This window comes from Limnobacter sp. SAORIC-580 (genome assembly GCF_013004065.1).
Classification (GTDB): domain Bacteria; phylum Pseudomonadota; class Gammaproteobacteria; order Burkholderiales; family Burkholderiaceae_B; genus Limnobacter; species Limnobacter profundi.
Window position 1 is genome coordinate 333,094 of sequence record NZ_CP053084.1, and the last position, 23,351, is coordinate 356,444.

General features: G+C 54.0%; 21 protein-coding genes. 7 read left to right on the forward strand and 14 right to left on the reverse strand.

Translation table 11 applies throughout. The features are described from left to right. Positions 1-2: 2 nt before the first annotated feature. Positions 3-3,083 carry a response regulator gene (locus tag HKT17_RS01490; protein ID WP_171097342.1) on the forward strand — a complete coding sequence of 1,027 codons (3,081 nt, stop codon included), beginning with the start codon at positions 3-5 and terminating at the stop codon, positions 3,081-3,083. Positions 3,084-3,093: 10 nt separating this feature from the next. On the opposite strand, the gene HKT17_RS01495 is transcribed toward HKT17_RS01490, so the two are convergent. After that, positions 3,094-3,966, reverse strand: a complete 873-nt coding sequence (locus HKT17_RS01495; RefSeq protein ID WP_171097344.1) for a MerR family transcriptional regulator — start codon at positions 3,964-3,966, stop codon at positions 3,094-3,096. 61 nt (positions 3,967-4,027) lie between these two features. On the opposite strand from HKT17_RS01495, the gene HKT17_RS01500 reads away from it, so the two are divergent. Both HKT17_RS01500 and HKT17_RS01505 read left to right on the forward strand, forming a co-directional pair. Further along, a complete protein-coding gene (locus tag HKT17_RS01500) occupies positions 4,028-5,116 on the forward strand; it encodes a phospholipase A (RefSeq protein ID WP_171097346.1) in 1,089 nt (362 codons plus the stop codon). Between the two features lie 2 nt (positions 5,117-5,118). Beyond that, entirely contained in the window at positions 5,119-5,991 is an 873-nt protein-coding gene (locus tag HKT17_RS01505; protein ID WP_171097348.1) for a hypothetical protein, read from the forward strand. A gap of 18 nt (positions 5,992-6,009) precedes the next feature. Here the strand turns inward: HKT17_RS01505 and HKT17_RS01510 are convergent, their stop codons facing one another. The 7 genes from HKT17_RS01510 to HKT17_RS01540 form a co-directional block, all read right to left on the reverse strand. Continuing rightward, entirely contained in the window at positions 6,010-7,932 is a 1,923-nt protein-coding gene (locus HKT17_RS01510) for an ATP-binding cassette domain-containing protein (protein WP_171097350.1), read from the reverse strand. A gap of 2 nt (positions 7,933-7,934) precedes the next feature. Then, positions 7,935-8,795 (reverse strand): NUDIX hydrolase, encoded by an 861-nt coding sequence (locus HKT17_RS01515; protein WP_171097352.1) that lies wholly within the window; start codon positions 8,793-8,795, stop codon positions 7,935-7,937. A 10-nt stretch (positions 8,796-8,805) separates the two neighbouring features. After that, positions 8,806-9,930 carry a rod shape-determining protein RodA gene (rodA, locus tag HKT17_RS01520; protein ID WP_171097355.1) on the reverse strand — a complete coding sequence of 375 codons (1,125 nt, stop codon included), beginning with the start codon at positions 9,928-9,930 and terminating at the stop codon, positions 8,806-8,808. Further along, positions 9,927-11,861, reverse strand: coding sequence for a penicillin-binding protein 2 (gene mrdA, locus HKT17_RS01525; protein ID WP_171097357.1), 1,935 nt, complete (start codon positions 11,859-11,861; stop codon positions 9,927-9,929). The genes rodA and mrdA overlap by 4 nt, the downstream gene beginning before the upstream one ends. Next, positions 11,858-12,382, reverse strand: coding sequence for a rod shape-determining protein MreD (mreD, locus tag HKT17_RS01530; RefSeq protein WP_105028030.1), 525 nt, complete (start codon positions 12,380-12,382; stop codon positions 11,858-11,860). Before mreD ends, mrdA begins: the two co-directional genes overlap by 4 nt. Beyond that, complete coding sequence (gene mreC, locus HKT17_RS01535) at positions 12,372-13,361, reverse strand: rod shape-determining protein MreC (protein ID WP_171097359.1); 990 nt, start codon at positions 13,359-13,361, stop codon at positions 12,372-12,374. Before mreC ends, mreD begins: the two co-directional genes overlap by 11 nt. A 63-nt stretch (positions 13,362-13,424) precedes the next feature. Further along, positions 13,425-14,468 carry a rod shape-determining protein gene (locus HKT17_RS01540; protein ID WP_008248080.1) on the reverse strand — a complete coding sequence of 348 codons (1,044 nt, stop codon included), beginning with the start codon at positions 14,466-14,468 and terminating at the stop codon, positions 13,425-13,427. A 233-nt stretch (positions 14,469-14,701) separates the two neighbouring features. Between HKT17_RS01540 and gatC the strand changes: the two genes are divergently transcribed. The 3 genes from gatC (at position 14,702) to gatB (ending at position 18,004) form a co-directional block, all read left to right on the forward strand. After that, a complete protein-coding gene (gatC, locus tag HKT17_RS01545; protein ID WP_171097361.1) occupies positions 14,702-15,001 on the forward strand; it encodes an Asp-tRNA(Asn)/Glu-tRNA(Gln) amidotransferase subunit GatC in 300 nt (99 codons plus the stop codon). 64 nt (positions 15,002-15,065) lie between these two features. Further along, a complete protein-coding gene (gatA, locus tag HKT17_RS01550; protein WP_171097363.1) occupies positions 15,066-16,550 on the forward strand; it encodes an Asp-tRNA(Asn)/Glu-tRNA(Gln) amidotransferase subunit GatA in 1,485 nt (494 codons plus the stop codon). Positions 16,551-16,564: 14 nt separating this feature from the next. After that, a complete protein-coding gene (gatB, locus tag HKT17_RS01555; RefSeq protein ID WP_171097366.1) occupies positions 16,565-18,004 on the forward strand; it encodes an Asp-tRNA(Asn)/Glu-tRNA(Gln) amidotransferase subunit GatB in 1,440 nt (479 codons plus the stop codon). 66 nt (positions 18,005-18,070) lie between these two features. On the opposite strand, the gene HKT17_RS01560 is transcribed toward gatB, so the two are convergent. Beyond that, positions 18,071-18,853 (reverse strand): exodeoxyribonuclease III, encoded by a 783-nt coding sequence (locus HKT17_RS01560; protein WP_171097367.1) that lies wholly within the window; start codon positions 18,851-18,853, stop codon positions 18,071-18,073. Between the two features lie 24 nt (positions 18,854-18,877). Here HKT17_RS01560 and pyrE point away from each other — a divergent pair, with 24 nt between their 5' ends. Continuing rightward, positions 18,878-19,582 carry an orotate phosphoribosyltransferase gene (pyrE, locus tag HKT17_RS01565; RefSeq protein WP_171097368.1) on the forward strand — a complete coding sequence of 235 codons (705 nt, stop codon included), beginning with the start codon at positions 18,878-18,880 and terminating at the stop codon, positions 19,580-19,582. A gap of 67 nt (positions 19,583-19,649) precedes the next feature. On the opposite strand, the gene HKT17_RS01570 is transcribed toward pyrE, so the two are convergent. Genes HKT17_RS01570 through HKT17_RS01590 form a run of 5 tightly spaced genes read right to left on the reverse strand, consistent with a single transcriptional unit; the run spans position 19,650 to position 23,312 of the window. After that, positions 19,650-19,934: a YbeD family protein gene (locus HKT17_RS01570; protein WP_105028036.1), complete on the reverse strand. Its 285-nt coding sequence runs from the start codon at positions 19,932-19,934 to the stop codon at positions 19,650-19,652. A 3-nt stretch (positions 19,935-19,937) separates the two neighbouring features. After that, on the reverse strand, positions 19,938-21,131 hold the full coding sequence (locus HKT17_RS01575; protein ID WP_171097371.1) for a D-alanyl-D-alanine carboxypeptidase family protein: 1,194 nt from the start codon (positions 21,129-21,131) through the stop codon (positions 19,938-19,940). Between the two features lie 47 nt (positions 21,132-21,178). Beyond that, the gene (locus HKT17_RS01580; RefSeq protein ID WP_171097372.1) at positions 21,179-21,817 is read right to left on the reverse strand and encodes an alpha/beta hydrolase; all 639 of its coding nucleotides are present in this window, start codon (positions 21,815-21,817) and stop codon (positions 21,179-21,181) included. After that, a complete protein-coding gene (locus HKT17_RS01585; protein WP_171097375.1) occupies positions 21,814-22,125 on the reverse strand; it encodes a (2Fe-2S) ferredoxin domain-containing protein in 312 nt (103 codons plus the stop codon). Before HKT17_RS01585 ends, HKT17_RS01580 begins: the two co-directional genes overlap by 4 nt. 41 nt (positions 22,126-22,166) lie before the next feature. Next, entirely contained in the window at positions 22,167-23,312 is a 1,146-nt protein-coding gene (locus tag HKT17_RS01590) for a VanZ family protein (RefSeq protein WP_105028039.1), read from the reverse strand. Positions 23,313-23,351 lie beyond the last annotated feature (39 nt).

A 23,351-nucleotide genomic window follows, 5' to 3' on the forward strand; every position in this document is an offset into this window, starting at 1 on the left:
CAGTGACGGAACACGAGCCCAACAAACAGCTACCCCGAATCCTGGTTGTCGATGATTCGGTGGTTGAGCGAAACTTGTTCGTTCACATGGTGGCCAAGTGGGGTTATCCGGTTGAGTTTGCAGCCAGCGGCCAGGAAGCCATCGAACTCGTTGAGCGGCATCGCTTCCAGTTGGTGCTGGCCGATTGGCAAATGCCCGGCATGCAGGGCACTGAGCTTTGCGTTGCCTTGCGCCAGCTAGACCTTGGGCAGTACACCTACATTATTTTGATGTCAGCCCAAAATGATGAGGAGTTTCTCATCAAGGCGCTGGATGCGGGCGCGGACGACGTACTCACCAAACCCGTCGATGGCAATGAACTGGAAGCGCGGTTGCAGTCGGCAGTCCGCCGTATTGAACTTCAAGCCCGGCTGGCCCGAAAAACCAATGAACTCGCGCATGCCCACGATGTGATTGCGCATGACCTCCGTGCCGTATCCGGCCTTCAGCGCAGTTTTCTGCCCGAGGCGCAAAGTCCGTTTCAGGGCCTGAACTACCAGTGGTTGTCGGTGCCTTCCAAGTATGTGTCCGGTGATCACCTTCAGGTGTTCGAGCTGCAACGCGACGTGTATGGTTTTTACCTGCTTGATGTGTCCGGTCATGGCATACCTGCTGCCGTCAAGTCCATGCAGCTGGTTCAAATGTTTGCAGACCGCTCTGCCACCAGCATTGTGTTTGAAGGACGTTTGGGATCGGACGGCCAGCGTTTGGTCTCGCGCCCTCGCGACGTTGTGGCGCGCCTGAACCGGCTGTTTCAGCAAACTGAATCAGACCTTTCTTATTTCACCATGATTTACGGCGTGTTCAACACTGCCAATCGACAGGTGTCCCTGTGCCAGGCTGGCCACCCTTCGCCTTTGTTGTTGTCAGCTGGAAAACCAGCCAATGTGCTGGGCAGCGGTGGGTACCCAGTGGGTTTGTTCGATTTCGATGACTTTGAGGACATTGAGCTGACATTGGGCAATGAAGACGCCCTCATTTTGTATTCCGACGGTGTCACTGAAGTTTTGTCGGCCAGCTCCGAAGCGTTTGGAGAAAAACGCCTGCTCGATTTTGTCAATCAGCAAAGTAGTCAGGGGCGTTGGTCTGATTTGCCCGAGCGCATTCAAATGCGGGTTCAGCATTGGGGCGGCTCGGTCATTGAGCAAAAGGGTTTTGAGGACGACGTGTCTATTCTGATGCTTGCCCCGCGCCCCGGTGTATTGGACCAGTGTGATGTGGTAGATGCGGACCGGCAGGTGCCCGAACTGGTGTTTCGTTTGCAGGAAATTCAGGCCAATCTACCCAGCTCTTTGCCTGCGAAAGCGGGCAAATCGATTGTTATTGTTGATGATTCCCGCAGCTTTTTAAGAATTTTCGAGGCCATGTTGCACAGTTGGGGTTACACCGTGCATTCCGCCAAGAATGGCCATGAAGCGCTGGCCCTGATTGAAATACATCAACCCGACTTTGTGCTCACCGATTGGGACATGCCGGGCATGAGCGGTATTGAGTTGTGTGAGCAAGTGCGTGCGCAAAAACAAAATGCCTACACTTACATCATCATGATCACAGGTTACGCAAGCCGGGACGACCTTTTGAACAGCTTGCGCGTTGGGGCCGATGACTTCATGACCAAGCCGGTCAACCCCAGTGAGTTGAAAGTACGCCTGAAAACGGCCGAGCGAATCGCAGATTTGCACACGGGCTTAGAGCGCAGACACACTGAGCTTAGCCAGCTGTATGAAGCCTTGCAACGTGACATGCGTGAAGTGTCAAGAATTCAACGGGCCCTTTTGCCCAAAAGCAAGCAGTACCCCTGGCCATTTGCAATTCAAACCATTTACCAGCCACAGGGTTATGTGTGTGGCAAACAAATGGGTTTGCTTGAAACCCAGGCCAATGAGCATGGTTTTTTCATGCTGAATATGGCTGGCCAGGACACGGCAACAGCGTTGCAAACGATGGCGTTGGCAAGGTGGTTTTCAATGGCCCGTGCCACGCGCGTGTTGTTTCCCGTGGAGGAAACCAGTTCAAAAATTCGGCGTTACCTGGCCAGCCCCGAGCAGGTGCTGGCCCAACTTTCAAGCATTTCGCCGTCCCTGAAAGACGAGCCTCCACAATTTGACTTGCTCTATGGCTTGATCAATCTTGACCAAGGTACCCTGTTGGTCGCCGGTATTGGCGATTGGGCCATGGTCATGGCGCAACCTGGCTTGGCACCCGCATTTTTGGGCACGCACGGCGAGCCGGGGCAGGCCCTTGGTGTTGGGCAGGTCATTTATCAAGGCGTGATCGCCCCGGGCAGCCGACTTTATTTTTACCCGCGGGAATGCGCAAACACTTTGGGCGTACCCGATATCCAGGTTTGGCAACAGTCCGTGTTGCTCGACGACACACAAGGGGATGTGCTGAGCCGGGAGTTTTCCCGCCTGCTGGATTCGGGTCGCAATGAAGTAGATATCGTGGGTGACCTGTCATTGCTTGGGATTCAGTGGCGTGAAAGTTTTGAAGTGCAGCGCCTTGCCTTGCCTTCTGCGCGGGTATCTGAATTGGCCGATGAATTTGTGCAAACTGGCTTGACCCTGCAAGACGAGTTTTCATCGCACGAGCATGCCTTCAAATTGGGCGAGTTCCTGAATTACACTGCATTCACTGCTGTTGCAGATACCGTGAACATCGGTGTACTGAGCCGTGCGGTGCGGGCATTTGTAGAAGAGTTGGCTTACACCGAGGAGGTTTGTTACAACACCGATCTCGTGGTGTCTGAGGCATTGACCAACGTCATGTTGCACGGCTTTAAAGACAAACGCCCCGAGCCTGCGCAGCTTACTGTGCTGGCCTTTCAGCACGGAGTTGGGGTGTTGATCGAAGACTGGGGCAGCAGTATTCCAGCCCATGTGCTCAGCAAAATGCACCATGAGCACTCTTTTCAAGACGATTTGAGTTTGGGCGATTTGCCTGAAGGAGGCATGGGTCTGGCATTCATGCGCATGGTGTCGCGGCGTTTCGTGTACCAGGCCAAGCAGAATCAGCGCGGCAATCGCTTGTTGTTGCTGCTGTAAACCCGCCGGTTCAGTTTTTATTGTCGCCCGTGGCCGGTGCTTCTGGTGGTACCCAGCCAGTGGGTTGAAACGCAGGATTGTTCGGCATTTCCTCTGCCATTTTGTCGATCAAGCCCACAATTCGTTCATCCACAAATTTGCTGGCCGATTTTTGCAGGGCCCGTGACACTTCCGATTCAATCGCCGTCATGGCCAAGGGGCGAATTTTCCAGATCAATTGCGCCAGCCTGGGCAATTCTTCCTTGGGTGGCAGGTTGTCGCCGTACTGGTCCAGTTCTTTCACAAATAGCGAAACGGCTTGGTCGCAAAAGCTTTCAAGATGACCGCGCAGCGACGCAATCAAATCCAGCAAGTCGAGCAAAGGCAAACCGGCGCTGGCCATTTCCGCACCGGCGTGCAAAATTTTCGGGCTGGGTGCACGGTAACGCAAACCATCGGGTTCCAGCAGGCCAAGCTCAATTGTTTTGGCCAGGGCACCACGGCTTAAGCTGGTGCCAAACAGGGTGGCCAAATGCACCGGGTTGTAATTCTTCGGTATTTCATCTGTCCACGGGCTGGTAATTGCATGCGTTAAACCCAACAGCTGGCGAAGGTCGTAACCCTTGTCAATGGCGTCCAGCATTTCCTGAATATTGCTCAGGGTGTAACCGCGCCCCAACATTTGCCCAATCAGTTTGAGTCGCGACAAATGGTCTTCACTGTAAAAACCCACGCGCCCACGTTTTTCGGGCGGGGCCAACAGCCCCCGGTCCTGATAGGCACGTACATTGCGCACTGTGGTGTTGGCGGTGCGCGCAAGTTCATCAATGGTGAACTCGCGACCCTGCCCACTGGTGGAAGTGTCTTTGTTTGCCGACGATTTTTTGAAGCGGAATGAAACCATTTAAGAATTGTAACCAAATGTGAGAGTATCTAGCCAACCAAGCTTGACGCAGTACGCGATTATGAACAAAACCCTACTTGTTGCGCTGGGCCTTTTCGGCTTGGGCAGTTGGGCCAACGCCCAAGACATTCAAAACAAAACCCTGGACGAAGAGGCACTTCGTGCCTGCCTGTTTCTTGAAGACGACCAACTTCGCCTGCGCTGCTTTGATGATGCCACAGGCAGAAGCCTGGTGGTCAAAGATGGTTCCGCTCCTGAAGCAGCCGCAGCCATTGACGGGGGGTTGTTGTTGTACAAACGCAGCGAAGACACCACCCTGAGCTGGCTGGATCGCCGCTGGGAGCTGGCCCCTTCAGCCAAACGAGGCACTTTTTCCATACGCCCGTACCAGCCTGTTTACCTGTTGCCGGTGTATCACAACAAATCACCGAACATTCGTCCCACCAGCCCGAACCCCGCCAACACAGTGCAGCCGGGCGATGCGCCCGAGAATCTCGATCGCAATGAATTGAAATTTCAGCTCAGCCTGAAAACCAAGGTGATGGAGAATATGTTTGGTGACAATGGTGATTTGTGGTTTGGCTACACGCAGTCCAGCCGTTGGCAGGTTATGAACCAGGACATTTCCCGCCCTTTTCGGGAAACAAATTATGAACCAGAGCTGATTTTCACCTGGCGCTCCAGCTGGAGCGAGTTCAGGGAGGCCACTGGTTGGGAACCTCGCCTACTGGGCTTGAGCCTGAATCACCAGTCCAACGGGCGGGCCTTGCCACTGTCGAGATCGTGGAATCGCTTGATCGGCATGGTCGGGTTTGAGCGTGAAAACACCATGGTTCAATTCAGGCCCTGGTTGCGCATTGCCGAAGATGCCGCCGAAGATGACAACCCCGACATCAGCGATTTCATGGGCCGTGGCGACATGTTGCTGGTCCACAAACACAATGGCCATGAATATTCCCTGCTGACCCGCCATAACTTTCGCGGTGGCGATGAATCTCGGGGCGCTGTTCAATTTGACTGGGCATTCCCGCTCACCAGCAACTTGCGTGGTCATTTGCAATACTTCACCGGTTATGGCGAAAGCCTGATTGATTACAATTACAAATCCGATTATCTGGGTATTGGTTTGTCTTTGGTGGGGTGGTATTGAACGTGTGGTTGAAGTGTGCTTTTGTCGCCTGCCTTTTGTTCACCGGGGTGGCGCAGGCCAATGAGCCCGTTGTTTTTGTCCTGGCCGCCACTGAGAAGGTGGTGGTCACCAATCCGAAGGGGCAACAATACAGTGCCCTTCCCACCCAACGCCTGTTGCATGGTCATACCATTGCAGTGCCCAACGGGCAGCGATTCTCTGTGTTGATCTTGAACACCGGCAATCGAAGGGTCTACAACGGACCCGCCCGGCTCAAGGTAATCGCTGACACTGTTCGCGTGTTGAGCGGGCCAGCTGTGAAAGTCTTTCCTCTGGAGCAAGCCCATCTGGATTTGGTTGATCAATGGATTAATCTGTATACCCGCCCGCGCGGTGTGTTGCCGGTTAAAGGTGACAAAGCTGATAAAACCGAATCGGCCGAAAGTGACGCACTTCGCGTTTTGCAACCCATCGACGGATCGCTGCTGTTGACCCGTAATCCGGAATTTATATTTCAGGGCGATTTGCCGAGAGAAGGCAACTTGATGTTGTTTGATTCAAGAGGCAAGCGATTTTGGGTTGAACCCCTGGAGAGCGAGTATGTCAGTTTGCCGCCTGCCGCAAAATTTGAGTGGGGCCAAAGTTTTACCTGGGAAGTACGGCGCCTGACCGGTGGCCGTGTGGTCAGTGGCAGTTTTCACATTGCCAGTGAAGAAACCGCGCGCAGTTTGCTGGAGGCACGGGTGCCGGACACTGCAGGCACTTTGCCCGAGGCAAAGCTGTTTTATGGCATGCGCCTTCAACTGGCCAAGGCCTACAAGGAAGCCGATGAGGTGTGGGCGTCTTTGGGCATGGTATTGACCGCGCAGGGGCAACCCAGCCGAATTCGTCCTTAGTCGCTGCCTGGTAAATCCCTAGCCGTCCAGTTCTTCCCAGCGGGCATACGCTTTCAGCAGTTCATTTTCCAGGTCAACCATGCGGGCTTGCGCGGCAGTCACTGTGCTGGCTTCTTGCTGGTAAAAATTAGGGTCACCAATTTTTGCCACCAGTGCTTCCTGTTCTGTTTCCAGTTTCTCGATCAGCGCGGGCAGCATTTCGAGTTCACGTTGCTCTTTGTAACCCAGTTTTTTAGTCTTCTTGACAGGTGTTGGTGCAGTAGCTGCAACTGTCGGTTGTGCAACGGCGGGTGGGGCAGGTGGTGCAGCGTTGGGCGTGTTGGTCTTGCCCACATTGGCCCAGGGGTCGGTGGTGCGTTGGCGCAACCAGTCGTCATAACCGCCCACGTAGTCGCCCACCACACCATCGCCTTCAAAAACCAGGCAACGGGTCACAATCTGGTTCAAAAATTCCCGGTCGTGGCTCACCAAAATCAGTGTGCCCTGGTAGGCCATCAGTTTTTCTTCCAGCAACTCCAGGGTTTCAATGTCCAGGTCGTTGGTGGGTTCATCCAGCACCATCACGTTCGAGGGTGTTGAAAACAGCTGTGCCAGAATCAGCCTTGCGCGTTCTCCACCCGACAAACTGCGCACGGGTTGGCGGGCGCGGTCGGGTGTGAACAGAAAGTCTTGCAAATAGCCGATCACATGCTTGGCCTGCCCATCGATGGTAATGAATTCCTTGCCTGCACCAATAATTTCAACTGCGGTGTCTTCTTCATTGAACTGGCTGCGCAACTGGTCGAAGTAGGCAATTTCCAGTTTGGTGCCCAACTTGATGTGGCCTGAATCGGGTGGCAACTGCCCCAGCAACACTTTCAGTGCAGTGGTTTTGCCAATGCCGTTGGGGCCGAGGAAGCCGATTTTTTCACCGCGCAAAATGGTGTTGGTGAAGTTGCGCAAAATTGGCAAGTCGCCCAACTGTTTATTGATGTCGGTCATCTCAGCGACTACTTTGCCGCTGCGTTCAGCCTCCTGCACCTGTACTTTCGCACTGCCCACCACATTGCGTCGATCTGAAAACTGTTTGCGCATTTCCATCAATGCGCGCACGCGGCCTTCGTTGCGGGTGCGTCGCGCTTCAATACCACGGCGAATCCACACTTCCTCTTCAGCCAGTTTTTTATCGAACAGCGCGTTGGCCTTTTCCTGGGCATGCAGAAATTCCGCCTTGCCTTTCAAAAATCCCTCATATCCGCCCGACCAGCTTTTCAGCATGCCGCGATCAAGGTCGCACACCCGTGTGGCCAGCTTTCGCATGAATGAACGATCGTGACTCACGAAAATCACAGCACCTTTGAACTGGCGAATCTGCTCTTCCAGCAATTCAATGCTGGGAATGTCCAGGTGGTTGGTGGGTTCATCCAGCAACAGCACGTCGGGGTTACTCACCATGGCTTTGGCCAGCATCACCTTGCGCTTCATGCCGCCCGACAACTTGGCAAAGGGCAAGTCCGCAGGTAACTTCATGCGGGAAAGCATTTGATCTACTTCGCTTTCCAGATGCCAGCCGTGGTGCTCGCCCAACTCATGTTGTGCTTCTTCAAGCACTTTGGCCTGTGCGGGTGTCAAAGAATCATGATCCAGCGGACCCAGTGTGCGGCTGATGCTGATGTGTTTGCCCAAGGTACCGAAGCCTTGTGCTACAACATCAAAAATGGTGTCGTCATGTTCCTGGGGCACGGCTTGTTCAAGGCAGGTCATGCGCAGGCCGTCCTGTTTAATCACCAGGCCATCTTCAGGCGTGGTTTCGCCCGTCAGAATGCGAAACAGTGTACTTTTGCCCGTGCCGTTGCGGCCCACCAAGGCCACGCGCTCACGTTCTTCAATTGAAAAATCAACCTGATCCAGCAGCACAGTGGTACCTATCCGGTACGTGGCGGCTTTTAAGCCCAACAACATGGTTATTCCTTTCGTATTTGTCTGGTGGTGGCCAGTGCCAATGCACAGCACAGGGCAGCATCGGGGGTGAACTGCCAGGCGTTGATTGCTTCAACGCAGGCATTGGGTGTCATTAACTGAAATGCACCCACTTCGCCATCGCGGTTTTTGGGGCGGCGCCCCGGCTTTAACTGGCCATGAAACAGAATGACTGTTTCGTAATGCCAGCCACCATACAGCAAGGGGCGGCTTAACACCAGTTCATGGCAGTTTAAAGGTTCAATCCAGGCAAAATCGTCTGAATTCAGCCCGGCTTCCTCCTCCAGTTCCCGCCACAGTGTGTTGTCAATACTCTCAGCGCTTGCAATACCGCCTGCTGCCAGGTTATCCAGCATGCCCGGGTTTTCGTGCTTGGTCGCGGCGCGCACACCTGTCCACACGCAACCTTTGTGGTTCTCAACATGCACATGCACTGCTCGGCTGCGAAATCCCAGCGTTTTGAACAAAGCCCGCTCGGCCGTGGCCAACACCTGTCCTTGCCTGGTCAGCAACAATTGTTCTTCATTGCGCCAGCCCGGCACCAGGCCCATGGCTTTCAGCATGTTCCCAGCAGTGGCCAGTTTGGCGCTCAGTGCTTGTGGCCCTTCTGTATGTTTGCACTCTATGCCCTGGCCAGTGCTCACGCAGACCAGGCCCGCTGCATTGAAAACTTTCTCAAAGGTTTGCTGGTGTTGGGTGTCCCAATGGCCCAGGTGCTCGCCATTGAGCAACCATGGAATAAATTGTCGGGCCAGCGCGCTGGTGTTGTCGCGCCAGCGGCTGACGAAGGGTTGAAACTGCACTGGCAATGTGTTTTGCAACCAGGCTTTGCTCGCGTCAATCATGGCAAGGCCTTCAGGTTTGAATCAGTTTTTTGGTGTTTTGAATACTCATCAAAATACCGGCACCCATACCCAGTGTCACCATGGCGGTGCCACCGTAACTCATCAAAGGCAGAGGCACGCCCACCACAGGCAAAATGCCGCTGACCATGCCAATGTTGACAAAGGCGTAGGTGAAAAAAATCAAGGCCATGGCACCTGCCATCAGGCGTGAAAACAGGGTGGGCGCGTTGCCGGCAATCACCAAGCCTCGCACAATCAGACAGGTGTAGAGCGTCAATAGCACCAGGCAACCCAGCAGGCCGAATTCTTCTGCAAGCACCGCAAAAATAAAGTCGGTGGTGCGTTCGGGAATAAATTCCAGGTGGGTTTGGGTACCCTGTAAAAACCCTTTGCCGGTAAATCCGCCCGAGCCCACGGCCACTGTCGATTGAATAATGTGAAAACCTTTGCCAAGCGGGTCTTGCGTGGGGTCTAGCAATGTGAGCACCCGCTGGCGCTGGTAATCGTGCATCAGCGTCCAGAACAGGGGCAGGCTGGCCAAAAACAAGCCAGTGAGCCAAGCGATCACTTTCCACGACAAACCTGCAAAGAAAATCACAAAGAAGCCCGAGCCCAATACCAGCAGTGCTGTACCCAGGTCGGGTTGTTTCAGAATCAAAATACCGGGAATGGCCAAGATAACCGAAGCCACCGCGAATTCACGCCAGCCTGACACATTCTCCCGTTGCTGGAAAAACCAGGCCAACATCAGAGGCATGGCAATTTTCATAATCTCCGACGGTTGAATCCGGATAAAACCCAGGTTAAGCCAACGTTGCGCACCTTTTGAAATGTCGCCAAACAGTTCAACAGCAATCAGCAAAACCACGCCCACCACGTACAGCGGCACTGCGATTCGCATCAAAAATTGGGGTTTCAGGTTGGCGGTTACCCACATCACCAAAAATGCAATCAGCAAGTTGCGTGAGTGGTCGATAAATCGCCCCTCGAAATCAAATGCTGCGCTGTACTGGGTGATCAAGGCAAACACAACCAACGACAGCAAAATCGTGCTGAGTACCGGGTCAAAAACGGTCAGGAATGGCTTGATTCGCGGCCAAATGGGTTCACGTTGAATGGCGCGGTTTCGGTTCACGGCAGAGACTCTCCGCTGATTGTTCGATCGGCAGCCTGTTCAGCAGCCTGAGGTAGCGGCAATACAATCGAGGGGTCGTTCTCCGCTTCAATTTGCCAGTAAGTGTCGAGCACTTTCTTAATGGCGGGTGCGGCAGACTGGCTGCCAAACCCCCCGTTCTCAACAATTGCAGCCAAGGCAATTCGAGGTTGTTCCATGGGTGAAAACGCGATAAACCAGCCGTGGTCTCGAAGGCGTTCGGCCGAGGCAGCACGGTCTTTGTAGGTTTCGCCCTGCTTTAGTCCAAACACCTGTGCAGTTCCTGTTTTACCCGCCACTTCATAGCTTACGTCCCTGAAAACGCCGCGGGCCGTGCCTTCAAGCACCGCGCCTCGCATGCCCAGTTTGACTGAATCAACATGCCGTTGTTGCAAGTTTAGCTGTTTAAAAGCTTCCAGTGGTTTTTCAGTCACCTGGCCGCTGACCGGGTTCTGGAAGGCCCGAACCAGCCGGGGTGTTGCGTTCATGCCGCCGCTGGCCAGCACCGCTGTGGCGTGGGCCAATTGCAGCGGGGTGTAGTTGTTGTAGCCTTGCCCAATCGCCACTGAAATGGTCTCGCCCGAATACCAACGCTGCGCTTCGGCCTTCTTGAAAGCGCCTGCTTTCCATTCCCGAGAGGGCAGCACACCCGTGCGTTCGCCGTCCAGGTCGATGCCTGTGCGCGATCCAAAGCCAAAACGGCCCATGAACTCCGAAATAATGTCGATGCCCATCTCGCTGCCCAGCATGTAGTAGTAGGTGTTGCACGACTCGGCAATCGACTTGTACATGTCCACCATGCCGTGTCCGCCAATTTTGTCGTCCATGAACCGGCGTGAACCAAAATCAAAATAGCCAGGGTCACGCAGCGTGCTCGATGCGGTGCGAAAGCCTCGCTCCAGCGCGGCCAGTGCCATAAAGGGTTTGAAGGTAGAGCCTGGCGGATAGGTGCCCGCCAAAGGGCGGTTCAGCAATGGCCGGTCAATACTTTCGTTCAGCAATTTCCAGTTTTCGGAATCAATGCCTTCCACGAACAGGTTGGGGTCAAAACTGGGTGCGCTCACCATGGCGAGAATGTCACCGTTGCGCGGGTCAATTGCCACCAGGGCGCCACGTTTGCCCTCCAGGGCTTTCTCGGCCGCTTCTTGCAGGCGAATATCGATGGACAACATCAGGTTTTCACCCGGCACCGCAGGTGAGCGTGACAGCACGCGCACGGCCCGCCCGCCTGCCGAGGTTTCTACCTCTTCAAAGCCCGTTCGCCCATGCAGCTCGGTTTCATAGCGCTTCTCAAGGCCGTCTTTGCCAATGTAGGCAGTACCCCGGTAGTTGTTGGTTTGGTCCAGTTCTTCGATCCGTTCCTGATCCCGTGCAGAAATACGACCGATGTAGCCCAGCAAGTGCGCTGCATGGGGACCGTATGGGTACTGACGGAAAAGGCGAGCGCGAATTTCCACGCCTGGAAAGCGGAAGCTTTGTACCGCAAAACGGGCCACTTCTTCATCGGTGAGGCGTGTGCGAATCGGGATGGACTCAAACCGTTTGGATTCAGCGCGCAGTTTTTTGAACCGTCTGCGGTCCAGAGCTGAAATTTCGACAATCTTGCCCAGCTCGTCGATCATCTCGTTCAGATTGTCGATTTTCGAAGGCGTGATTTCCAGCGTGTAGGCCGAGTAATTGTTGGCCAGTACCACCCCGTTGCGGTCCAGAATCAGACCCCGGTTCGGCACCAGCGGCACAATCGTGATTCGGTTGTCTTCCGCTTTGGATTGGTACTTGTCATAGCTGATCACTTGCAACCATAGCAAGCGTGCCACCAACACCAGAAACAACAGCACCACAAAGAGCCCGGCCAGAAACAACCGAAACCGGAACTGTTTGATGGCTTGTTCTGGGTGGTTAAACTCGGTCATATCGGGCGGTCGTTGTCACGGTTTTCTGGCAGTTTTTGTGGGGCCAGCAGCAAGAACTGTGTCAGCGGCCACAAGGCGGCTGTCAGTACGCTCTCCGCGAATATCCAGGCGCCCGGGAAGGTGCCGCCGAACATCACCCGAATAATGACTGTGATGGCTTGGGCCGCCAGCAGCAAGGGAAAAATGTGGGCCGCTTGCATCATCGGGGAAAACCACATCACCCTGCGGTGAATGGTGATCGCGAAGTAAGACAGCAGGGTGTAGGCCAGTGCGTGTTCCCCGAACACGCTGGCCGAATGTACGTCGACTGCCGCGCCGAAGCACCAGGCCACGCCAATTCCGATTCGTCGCGGTTGCCGAATGTTCCAGAACACCAATACCAAAGCCAATAAATCGGGCGTAACCCAATTTCGGTCGACTGGAATGAATTTGAACAGCAAGGCAGCCATCAGCGAAAATGCAATGAACCAAGGGTTTACCGGGCGCAAAATTTCGGAGTTGCCGAATGGATTAATTCCCATTGCCAGCCTCCGTTGTGTTTGTCGAGGTGGGGGCGGTGGCTGGTACTGGGTTGTTGGTGGGCGGGCTGGCCGATTCTGTGTTCGGTGCATTATTCCCCGGCATGGGTGCACTGGCGGCTGGCTGCGCATCGTTTGCAATTTTTTCGCGGAAGGTGTCGAGCACCAGCACAAACCGGTGTCGCTCTACGCCAGCAATGGGTTCACAGAAAATACTGGCAAAGGCATAGCGCGAATTTCGTTCGACCCGAATGACTCTCGCCACAGGAATTCCTCTGGGGTATACGCCGTCAAGCCCCGATGTCACCAGCAGGTCATTGTTTTCAATGTCAGCGTTGGCCGCCATGAAGCGAAGTTCAATCAGCCCACCGTCCAGCCCGCCATAGGCAACGCTGCGAATGCCATTCCTCAGGTTTTCAACGGGAATAATCTGTTCTTTGTCGGTGATCAGGCTAACCTCGGCCCGACTCGGGAAGGCGCGGGTGACCTGGCCCAGCAAGCCCAATTCGTCGATCACCGGCATGCCTTCTTTGACACCCTGAATCAAACCCTTGCCGATGATTATTTTGCGCGAGAACGGGTCGCGTGCATCGCTGACAATTTCGCTGAGAATGGAGCGCTTTACTTTCAGTGTGTTGCCCACGTTCATCAATTTGCGCAGCTTTTCATTTTCCTGGCGCAGGGTTTCAAGTTCGTGCAGGCGTTGTTTGTCTTGAAGTTGCTCGAGAATCAAGGTTTTATTCTCGGATTGGAGTGTGTCCAGCGATGTGGCGTAGTCCACACCAGCCTGACTCCATTCGATGGGCAGGCTGGCAATTTTTTGCAAGGGGTAAAGCACCGTGCCCACTGCTTTGCGCACCACTTCCATGGCGGCAAAGCGTGAATCGAGAAACAACAAACCCACCGAAAGCGCGACAAAAAAGGCCAGCCGCACGCGTGCGGATGGACCTTGTTTGAACAACGGTGGTGGTGTGTACTCCATAGGCTTTTAGCCGGTTCAATGCTGGCTATGTAACAAGCCGGAGTTCGAACCGTTTTAAGTTACTTACTCACTGGTGAAAATGGTGCCCAATTTGTCCATGCGTTCCAGCGCAAGACCGCAGCCGCGAACCACGCAAGTTAGCGGGTCTTCGGCCACATGCACCGGCAAACCGGTTTCTTCCATCAGCAGCCGATCCAGGTCGCGCAGCAAAGCGCCGCCGCCGGTCAGCATCATGCCGCGTTCGGCAATGTCGGCACCCAGTTCAGGCGGGGTTTGTTCCAGCGCAGACTTCACTGCCGAAACAATCGCGTTCAAGGGTTCGGTCAACGCTTCCAGAATTTCATTGGATGAAATCGTGAAACGGCGTGGAATGCCTTCCGACAAATTGCGGCCGGTCACTTCCATGTCTTTCACTTCTGAGCCGGGGAATGCTGAACCGATCTGCTTCTTGATGGCTTCAGCCGTGGGCTCACCAATCATCATGCCGTAATTGCGGCGAATGTAGCTGATGATGGCTTCATCAAATTTGTCGCCGCCCACGCGCACGCTGCCGGCGTACACCATGCCGCCCAAGGAAATAATGCCCACTTCAGTGGTGCCGCCACCAATGTCGACGACCATGGAGCCCGATGCCTCAGACACCGGCAGGCCAGCGCCGATTGCAGCAGCCATGGGTTCTTCGATGAGGTAAACCTGAGAAGCACCCGCGCCCAACGCGCTTTCGCGAATGGCACGGCGTTCAACCTGAGTAGACCCGCAGGGCACGCAAATGATGATTCTGGGGCTCGGTGAAAACAGGCGGCTTTCGTGAACCATCTTGATGAATTGCTTGAGCATTTGCTCGGTCACGGTGAAATCGGCAATTACGCCGTCTTTCATGGGGCGAATGGCCTCAATGTTGCCAGGCACCTTGCCCAACATTTGCTTGGCTTCAAGGCCAACCGCTGTGATGGTTTTTTTGCCATTCGGGCCACCTTCCTGGCGGATGGCAACCACAGAAGGCTCGTCGAGAACGATGCCCTTGGTGCGGGCGTAAATTAGCGTGTTGGCCGTGCCCAAATCAATGGCCAAGTCGTTTGATAAGTAGCTGCGTAGAAACCCAAACATGGTGATGTTCTAACCTGTGTTGTGTAGTTGGAGAGCTGCCAAGCCCGCGAAGCTCAAAGTTGTCTAGAAGTTGTCCGGTTCGCCACTATTTATGGGACTTCACTTGTCAAGTGGCATAACTACCGATGATAACCTATAAAATAAGCAGACTTTGATCAACACAGACTTTCACCAAGCGGCTTTTGCATCATTTAGAAGCGATGCTCAGGCCTGCTGGTCGGCGGAGAAAATTTATGTCCCTTGATTCCGGACAAATTGCAAAAATTGCGGCCTTGTCGCGCTTGAAAGTGGCGCCCGAGCAGGCTCAGGTCCTTGAGCAACAATTGAACAACATCATGCAACTGGCCGATCGCTTGAGCAGTGAAAACACCGAAGGCGTTGAGCCGTTGGCGCATCCTCTGTCGCTGATTCAACCCATCGCGCTGCGCTTGCGCGAAGACGCCGTGACTGAGGTCGACAATCGCACCGCCAATATGGCCAACGCACCGGCCGCCGAGAAAGGCCTGTTTTTGGTGCCCAAGGTCATTGAATGATCGTTTATCAAGAATTCAGTCCTCCTAATTTAAGAAAATCCGATATTGGAATGTGGTTTTAAGCATGTCATCCAGAATTCAAAGTATTTCCCAGCTGCGCGCCTTGCTGGACGAGAAAAAAACCAGTGCCGTTGAGTTGGCGCAAGATGCTTTGCGCCAAGCTGGTGAGCAGTCCAGGTTGAACGCATTCGTGGACATTCGCGATGACCTCACCCTGCAACAAGCCAAGGCCGCTGACGCACGCATGGGCGCGGGTGAAACCGGTGCCTTGTTGGGTATTCCCACTGCACACAAAGATATTTTCGTGACCCAGGGCTGGACCAGCACAGCGGGCTCCAAAATGCTGGCTGGCTACCAAAGCCCTTTTGACGCCGAAGTGGTATCGCGTTTGAACGCTGCGGGCGCAGTGAGCATTGGCAAATTGAATTGCGATGAATTTGCAATGGGTTCATCGAATGAAAAAAGTGCCTATGGCCCTTGCCTGAACCCTTGGGACACCTTGGCCGTGCCGGGTGGTTCGTCTGGCGGTTCAGCTGTGGCAGTGGCCGCGGGTGTAGTGCCGTTTTCAACCGGTACCGACACAGGTGGTTCCATCCGCCAGCCCGCTTCACTGTGTGGCATTACCGGTATCAAGCCCACTTACGGCAGTTGCAGCCGCTACGGCATGATCGCTTACGCCAGCAGCCTGGATCAAGCTGGTCCCATGGCACATAGCGCACGTGATTGTGCTTTGGTGCTCAACACCATGGTGGGCTTTGATGCGAAAGACAGCACCAGTGTTCAACGGCCCACTCCGGATGAAGATTTCACCGCCAGCTTTGGAAAGCCCCTTCGCACTGGTAATGCTGCAAAGCCACTGGCTGGTGTGCGCGTGGGTTTGCCCTGCGAATTTTTTGGTGAGGGTTTGGCTGCCGATGTGCGTGCACCGATCGACGCTGCATTAAAACAGCTGGAAGCCATGGGCGCCGCGCTGGTGAACATCAGCTTGCCGCGCACGGAATTGTCCATTCCCGCGTATTACGTGATTGCGCCTGCTGAAGCCAGCTCTAACCTGTCGCGTTTTGATGGTGTGCGTTACGGCCACCGCGCAGCCGAGTACAGCGATTTGAAGTCCATGTACGAGAATTCGCGCAGCGAGGGCTTCGGCCTTGAAGTACAGCGCCGAATTATGGTGGGTGCGTATGTGTTGTCGCATGGTTATTACGATGCGTATTATCTGCAAGCCCAGAAAATTCGCCGCCTCATTGCGCAAGATTTTCAAGCTGCTTTCCAGCAGTGTGATTTCATTGCCGGTCCGGTTAGCCCCACGGTTGCATGGAATTTGGGCGAGAAGTCGGCTGACCCGGTGCAAATGTACCTGGCCGACATTTACACGCTCAGCACAAGTTTGGCCGGCTTGCCCGGCATGAGCGTGCCCGTGGGGTTTGGCGACAAAAATCGCCCTGTCGGCATGCAATTGATTGGCAATTATTTCAAGGAAGGGGAATTGCTGGCGCTGGCTGACCATTATCAAGCTGCCACCGATTGGCACCTTCGTACACCGTCTTAAAAAGGGATCGCACCATGCAATGGGAAATTGTGGTGGGTCTTGAAACCCACACCCAGTTAACAACCGAGTCAAAAATTTTCTCCGGTGCTAGCACTGCTTTTGGTGCTGAGCCCAACGCGCAAGCCTGTGCTGTGGATTTGGCACTGCCTGGTGTGCTGCCCGTGATGAACAAAGCGGCAGTTCAACGCGCCATTCAATTTGGCCTGGCAGTGGGCGCCAAAGTGGCCGAGCAGTCGGTGTTCGCCCGCAAAAACTATTTCTACCCGGATCTGCCCAAGGGTTATCAAATCAGTCAGTTTGAAATTCCGGTGGTGCAGGGCGGTACGGTCAGCTTTTTGCTGGGCGATCAAATGAAAACAGTACGCTTGGTTCGCGCGCATCTGGAAGAAGACGCGGGCAAAAGCCTGCATGAAGACTTCGCAGGCCAGTCGGGCATCGACTTGAACCGTGCAGGTACGCCCTTGCTTGAAATTGTGACCGAACCCGACATGCGTTCGGCCGAGGAGGCAGTGGCCTACGCCAAAACCCTGCACACACTGGTTACGTGGCTTGGTATTTGCGATGGCAATATGCAGGAAGGCAGTTTCCGCTGCGACGCCAACGTATCGGTTCGCCCCAAAGGCGAAACCAAGCTGGGCACACGCTGCGAAATCAAAAACCTGAACAGCTTCAAGTTTTTGCAAGCCGCCATTCTTTATGAAGCACAGCGCCAAATCGAGATCATCGAAGATGGCGGCACAATCAAACAGGAAACGCGACTTTACGACCCCGATCGCAACGAAACCCGCTCCATGCGCAGCAAGGAAGATTCGGAAGACTATCGTTACTTCCCCGATCCCGACCTGCCACCGCTGATGATTTCTGCGCAGTGGGTTGAGCAAGTGCGTGCCGAAATGCCCGAATTGCCTGGTCAAAAGCAGGCGCGTTACACCGCTGAGCTGGGTTTGAGTGAATACGATGCGGTGACGCTCACAGCCAGCCGCGCCATGACCGATTACTTCGAGGCGGCGCTGGCCGCGGCGGGCGCAGACAAAGCCAAGCCTTTGGCCAACTGGTTGTTGGGCGAGTTCTCTGCAAGCCTTAATCGTGACGACAAAACCCCAGCGGAATCGCCAATTGCTCCCGCCCTGATGGCGGCTTTGGTGAAACGTGTGGTAGATGGCACTTTGAACAACAAAACCGGTAAAGTGGTGTTTGCTGCTTTGTGGGACGGCAAGTACAGCGATGTTGATGCTTGTATCAAGGGCGAGGGTTTGGAGCAAATCTCCGACTCGGGTGCTGTTGAAAAAATGATCGACGACGTACTGGCAGCGCACCCTGGGCCAGTGGCCGAGTACAAAGCCGGTAAAGAGGCGTCATTTAACTTTCTGGTGGGGCAGATCATGCGTGCAGCGCGTGGAAAGGCCAACCCGGCGCAGGTGAATGAGATTTTGAAAGCCAAGTTGAGTGCGTGATTCCTTCGCCAACCCGACGGGGTTGCCCGATTTCGCACTGAAAACCGCCTGATCAGCGCGCCATCCTCAAAGCGGATAGTCGTAATCCGCAATCAAGGGCGCGTGGTCTGAAAACTTCTGGCCCTTGTACACACTGACCTCCTGAATTTTGTCTCGCAATGCCGGGCTGACCATTTGGTAATCAATTCGCCACCCCACATTCTTGGCATAAGCCTGCCCGCGGTTGCTCCACCAGGTGTAGCAACCGTCCGTTTCTTCCGGGTACAGCACACGGTAGGCGTCCACCCAACCACGTTGTTCAATCACATTGCCAATCCAGGCACGTTCCTCGGGTGTGAAGCCGCTGTTCTTTAAATTGCCTTTCCAGTTTTTCAGGTCAATTTCTTTGTGGGCGATGTTCCAGTCGCCGCACAATACAACAGGCTTCTTTTTGCTTTCAAAATCATCAAAAATTTGCCCAAAATGATCTAAAAACCGGAATTTTGCTTCTTGTCGTTCTTCGGAGCTGCTGCCGGATGGAAAGTAGATCGACGACACAATCATATTCTCGAATTCAGCCGTCACCATGCGTCCTTCTGCGTCGAATTCCGCATTATTCAGCCCGTAAATTACATTAAGTGGTTCTACTTTGCAGTAAAGGCCAACACCGCTGTAGCCTTTTTTTTCTGCGGCCTGAAAGTAGCCTTTGTACATGCCGGGTTGTAAGTGCTCAGGGCCAAGGTCCGCCAGGTGGGCCTTGATCTCTTGCACGCACACCACATCGGCCTGGCTTTGGTTCATCCAGTCGAAAAACCCTTTTGTGTGGGCAGAACGAATTCCATTCAGATTTGCTGAGATAATGCGGGTCATTGTGTGCAGTCAGTTTTTTAGGGATTGATCGTGGTCGATTCAAATCAAAATTTGCAGGTTCTTTCCGATCAGTTTTTGCAGTTTGCGGTCGAAAAGCAAGTGTTGCGCTTTGGCGAATTCAAAACCAAGGCGGGCAGAATGTCGCCGTATTTTTTCAATGCGGGTCTGTTCAACACAGGCTCGTCGTTGCAAAAGCTCAGTGAATTTTACGCACAAACCTTGCTTGAGCAAACCGCAGAGCGTGGAATTCAGTTTGACATGCTGTTTGGCCCTGCTTACAAAGGCATCCCTTTGGTGGCCGGAGCCACCATGGAAATGGCCCGCCGCGGGCGTGATGTACCTTACGCATTTAACCGTAAGGAAGCCAAAGATCACGGTGAGGGCGGTTCTTTGGTGGGTGCGCCACTGGAAGGTCGGGTTGTGATTGTTGACGATGTTATTTCAGCAGGAACATCGGTGCGTGAATCTGTTGAAATCATTCGCGCCAATGGGGCTGAACCTGCTGCGGTATTGATCGCACTGGATCGCATGGAAAAAGGCATGCGAGACGGGCAGGACACCCAGCATTCAGCCGTTCAGGAAGTAGAGCAGTTGTACGGAATCCCGGTTCTGGCCATTGCCAACCTGCAAGACTTGTTGCGTTACCTGCTTACCCGCCAAGCTGCCAATGTTCGCCTTGCGGGCTGGTACGAGAAGGTGAAGGAATACCGTAGCCGTTACGGCGTGTAAGGTCACCCAGAAAAAAGCCGCACCACTTCGTAAAGCTGGTGCGGCTTTTTTTATGAAACAAACCCGTTTACAACACAACCGATACCAATTCATGCCCTGAAAGGGCCCGGTAAATGTTGTCCAGCTCGTCCTGGTTATTCACATACACGGTGCAGGTTAGGCTCAAGTAGTTGCCCTTGCTGCTGGGCCGCATGTCAACGGCAGCTACATCAAATCCAGGGCTCATGCTGAGCAATAAATCGCAAATGACCTGAGAGAACTCCGGCACGTTCTTTCCCATCACTTTGATGGGAAAATGTGTCGGAAACTCAATTAGGCTTTTTTTGCCTTCACTGGGTGTTGGTGTGTTCATTGTTTACTCTTCAAACCACAGTTTGGCGGAGTCCACCATACGGCCGAACAGGCCAGCCTCTTCAACCGTAGACAAGGCCAGCAGCGGCACTGTACCGATGGTTTCACCGTTCAGTGTTAGTTTCAGTTTACCCAGTTCGGTTCCGGCCGGAATCGGAGCAATCAATGTGCCTTTTTTCTCGACTGTGGCTTTCAGTTGTTTGGCCATGCCGCGTGGCACGTTGATCAGCAAATCTTTGTTCACGCCAAGTTTCACTTCCTTGGCTTGTCCTTTGTACACTTCACTGGTGCTGATGGCTTGCTTGGCGGAGTACAACTTCACGGTTTCAAACATCTGATAACCGTAGTTCATCAGCTTCAGGCTTTCCTGCGTGCGGGCCTGGTCGGAGGTGGTGCCCAGCACCACGGAAAGCAGGCGGCGATCAACGCCGTTGGGCAATGTGCGATTGGCTGAACTGACCAGGCAATAACCGGCCGACTCGGTGTGCCCGGTTTTCATGCCGTCCACGGAGGGGTCAATCCACAGCAGGCGGTTGCGGTTGGGTTGGCGAATGCCGTTGTAGGTGTATTCCTTGGTGGAATACATTTTTTTGTAGTATTCCGGAAAGTCGGTGATGATGCGTTTGGCCAAAATGCCCAAATCGCGGGCGGTGGTGTAGTGCTGTGGGTCGGGCAGGCCAGTGGAGTTCTTGAAGTTCGTGTCCGTCAGGCCCAGCCGTTTGGCTTGCTGATTCATCAGCGTTGCAAAGTTGTTTTCGTCGCCAGCCAGCAGTTCTGCGATTGCGCGGCTTGCATCATTGCCCGATTGCACAATCACACCGTACAGCAGCTCTTCAACAGTCACAGGCTTGTTCGGTTCGATAAACATGCGCGAACCTTCGGCTTTCCAGGCGTAGGGCGAAACGGGTACTTGCTGATCCATCCGAATTTGCTTGCTGTCGAGTGCAGCAAAGGCCATGTAGGCTGTCATCAGTTTGGTCAGTGATGCGGGGTCGAGGCGTTCACGGCTGTTGAATTCCGCCAGGGTTTGACCGGTGGTCAAGTCGAGCAGCATGTAGCCTTTTGCACCGATTTCGGGTGGAGGTGGCATCACACTGGATTGGGCCGCGGCTTGCGTGGCAACTCCGATACCAAGCCCCAGAACCAACGAGAGTTGACCCACATGGCGTTTGAATCGGGAAATTCCTGAATTAAACAAGTAAAAAGCTCCTGTACTAGAAATGGGGAAGAAAAGTGGCTTGGCGTTCAGCTTGGGTAATAACGCACAACCAGCTCTTTGAGTTGAGGCAGTTTGCCGTGAAAAAAATGTTCCACTCCTGGCATGACCATCACCGGCAGGTTTTGTTCACCCGCCCAGCGTAAAACATCTGTAAGCGGCACTGTGTCATCGACTTCACCATGAATGACCAGTGTATTGTCTGGCACCGCAGCTACTTTAAAGCGGCTTGTGGCAGTGCCCACCAGCACCAGTTTGCCAATATTCGTTCCGGCCTCGCGCAACCGTTGCGCGCCATGGCTGGTTACAAAGGCGCCGAACGAAAAGCCAGCCATTGCAATCGGCTCATTTTGTAGCTCGGCAGGCAGCAGAGTGGCGCGGGCCAATTCGGTCAACTGAACCAGATCGTCCGTTTCGCCTTGTCCGTTGTCGTGCTCTCCCGCGCTTTGACCTACGCCTCGAAAATTAAAACGAAGCGTTACATAGCCCATTTGAAGAAATGCACGGGCCAGTGTTTGTACTACTTTGTTGTCTTTGGTGCCGCCGAACAAGGGGTGGGGGTGCGCAATTACGGCCAGCCCGCGCAATGGGGCCGCAGGTTCATCAATCGATACCTCGATTGGGCCCGCCTGACCGTTCCACAACTCATGTCGGGTTTTTGGATTCATGGCAACCGCAGGCGTTCGACAATTTCGCCGCCCACCAGGTGAGAGTCAATAATTTCATCTACGTCTGATATATCCACATAGGTATACCAAACGCCTTCCGGGTACACCACCATCACTGGGCCTTCATCGCATCGATCAAGGCAGCCAGCCTTGTTCATCCGGATTTTTCCTTGCCCGTTCAAGCCCAGTTTCTTGATCCGTTCTTTGGCATGCGCGTGCGCCGCAGACGCATGGCAGTCCGCACAGCAACTCTCATTGTTGGGGCGTTGGTTGGTGCAAAAGAAAACATGTTTCTCGAAGTAGCTCATGGCTGGTTGAATCCGCGTGAGTGCTCAGGGTATGGGCACTATTATCGCCGAAAACGTCGCTCGGGCAGGCTCAAAAAAGTCAAAACAGTCAGTGCTAAGATTGGCCACAATTCACTCACCCAGCGCCCGGCTTCTTGCAGGCTTCGGAAAATTGCCAGAATGCCGCTGCCCGGATTGCCCAGATCGGGGTCGTATACCCCGGGCAGCAGCAAGGTGATCAGCCACCCGCCCAGCAGGTGCAGTAGCCCGATTCTCGCCATGTGGTGGGGCAGCACCTGCATCATTGAAATGGTCAGTGCCACTACAAAGGCTATCAGTAAGCCCAGGCTGTTGGCCTCAAACCAACGTTGACCCAGGTAAGTCCAGGCCGACACTGGAGCCAGCACCAGGTAATCAAGAAGTCGAATGAGCAAGGTCAATGCAATGAGTACAATCAGCAAGCGTGTTCGTGGCGAGCCCGCCTGTGTTTGTGCCAACCCAATCATCCAGGCGCACATTAAAAAACAGTAATTGATGAATGTCGGTGCGATGGTTTCAATTTTCAGCAACACTTCCAGCGGTATCCCAAACGGCGTGCTGTGTTGCAGTGGGCCCGGAATTTCAAGCAGGTTCCCCAGCCAAAGCCCGGTGCTGAATGTGGGATTTTGTGGCGGCAAAATACTGAGGAACCAAAGGCTAAGCAAGCCCATGCCTATCCACGCGCGTTGAATTAGCCAATGCTCAATTCGGCGGTTCAGCAGTGGCGCAATTCGGTGGTGTGCGGTCACGTAAATGCCCAACAACACACCCAAAGCGCCCCCAATTGTGTTGGTGACCAGGTCCATTTTGGAAGGCACGCGGCTTGGCAAAAATGTTTGCATGGATTCCAGGGCAAGCGAAATAAATGCACACACCAGCACAACGAGTATTTTGTCGAATGTTCGCGGCTGTCTGTTCAAGCCCAGCAGCATCAGGAAGCCCAGTGGAATGTAGCCTCCAATGTTAATAAACACATCGGCCCACAATACTTTTTGATGCACAGGAATCCAGGGGCCAAATAAAAACTCAAATGGCCCGATGCCAATGTGTCTCCAATCGCTGTAGGGGAAGAGGCTAAGGTGAATCACAACGCACGCATACAGGCTGGCAAACATGAGAATCCCGGTGTAGGGGGTTCGTTTCAGCAGGCTGGAGTGGATTGGCGGCATGGCGTTTGAGCGATTCCTTGGTTTTGTGTCCCGTTCGGA

Excerpts from the sequence above, each read along its gene's own strand:
- HKT17_RS01500 (WP_171097346.1), top strand. The coding sequence starts at position 4,028 with ATGAACAAAACCCTACTTGTTGCGCTGGGCCTTTTCGGCTTGGGCAGT.
- mrdA (WP_171097357.1), bottom strand. The coding sequence starts at position 11,861 with ATGACCGAGTTTAACCACCCAGAACAAGCCATCAAACAGTTCCGGTTT.
- HKT17_RS01540 (WP_008248080.1), bottom strand. The coding sequence starts at position 14,468 with ATGTTTGGGTTTCTACGCAGCTACTTATCAAACGACTTGGCCATTGAT.
- HKT17_RS01510 (WP_171097350.1), bottom strand. The coding sequence starts at position 7,932 with ATGTTGTTGGGCTTAAAAGCCGCCACGTACCGGATAGGTACCACTGTG.
- mreC (WP_171097359.1), bottom strand. The coding sequence starts at position 13,361 with ATGGAGTACACACCACCACCGTTGTTCAAACAAGGTCCATCCGCACGC.
- HKT17_RS01515 (WP_171097352.1), bottom strand. The coding sequence starts at position 8,795 with ATGATTGACGCGAGCAAAGCCTGGTTGCAAAACACATTGCCAGTGCAG.
- HKT17_RS01580 (WP_171097372.1), bottom strand. The coding sequence starts at position 21,817 with ATGAATCCAAAAACCCGACATGAGTTGTGGAACGGTCAGGCGGGCCCA.
- gatA (WP_171097363.1), top strand. The coding sequence starts at position 15,066 with ATGTCATCCAGAATTCAAAGTATTTCCCAGCTGCGCGCCTTGCTGGAC.
- HKT17_RS01495 (WP_171097344.1), bottom strand. The coding sequence starts at position 3,966 with ATGGTTTCATTCCGCTTCAAAAAATCGTCGGCAAACAAAGACACTTCC.
- HKT17_RS01590 (WP_105028039.1), bottom strand. The coding sequence starts at position 23,312 with ATGCCGCCAATCCACTCCAGCCTGCTGAAACGAACCCCCTACACCGGG.
- gatC (WP_171097361.1), top strand. The coding sequence starts at position 14,702 with ATGTCCCTTGATTCCGGACAAATTGCAAAAATTGCGGCCTTGTCGCGC.
- HKT17_RS01570 (WP_105028036.1), bottom strand. The coding sequence starts at position 19,934 with ATGAACACACCAACACCCAGTGAAGGCAAAAAAAGCCTAATTGAGTTT.
- gatB (WP_171097366.1), top strand. The coding sequence starts at position 16,565 with ATGCAATGGGAAATTGTGGTGGGTCTTGAAACCCACACCCAGTTAACA.
- HKT17_RS01585 (WP_171097375.1), bottom strand. The coding sequence starts at position 22,125 with ATGAGCTACTTCGAGAAACATGTTTTCTTTTGCACCAACCAACGCCCC.
- HKT17_RS01560 (WP_171097367.1), bottom strand. The coding sequence starts at position 18,853 with ATGACCCGCATTATCTCAGCAAATCTGAATGGAATTCGTTCTGCCCAC.
- mreD (WP_105028030.1), bottom strand. The coding sequence starts at position 12,382 with ATGGGAATTAATCCATTCGGCAACTCCGAAATTTTGCGCCCGGTAAAC.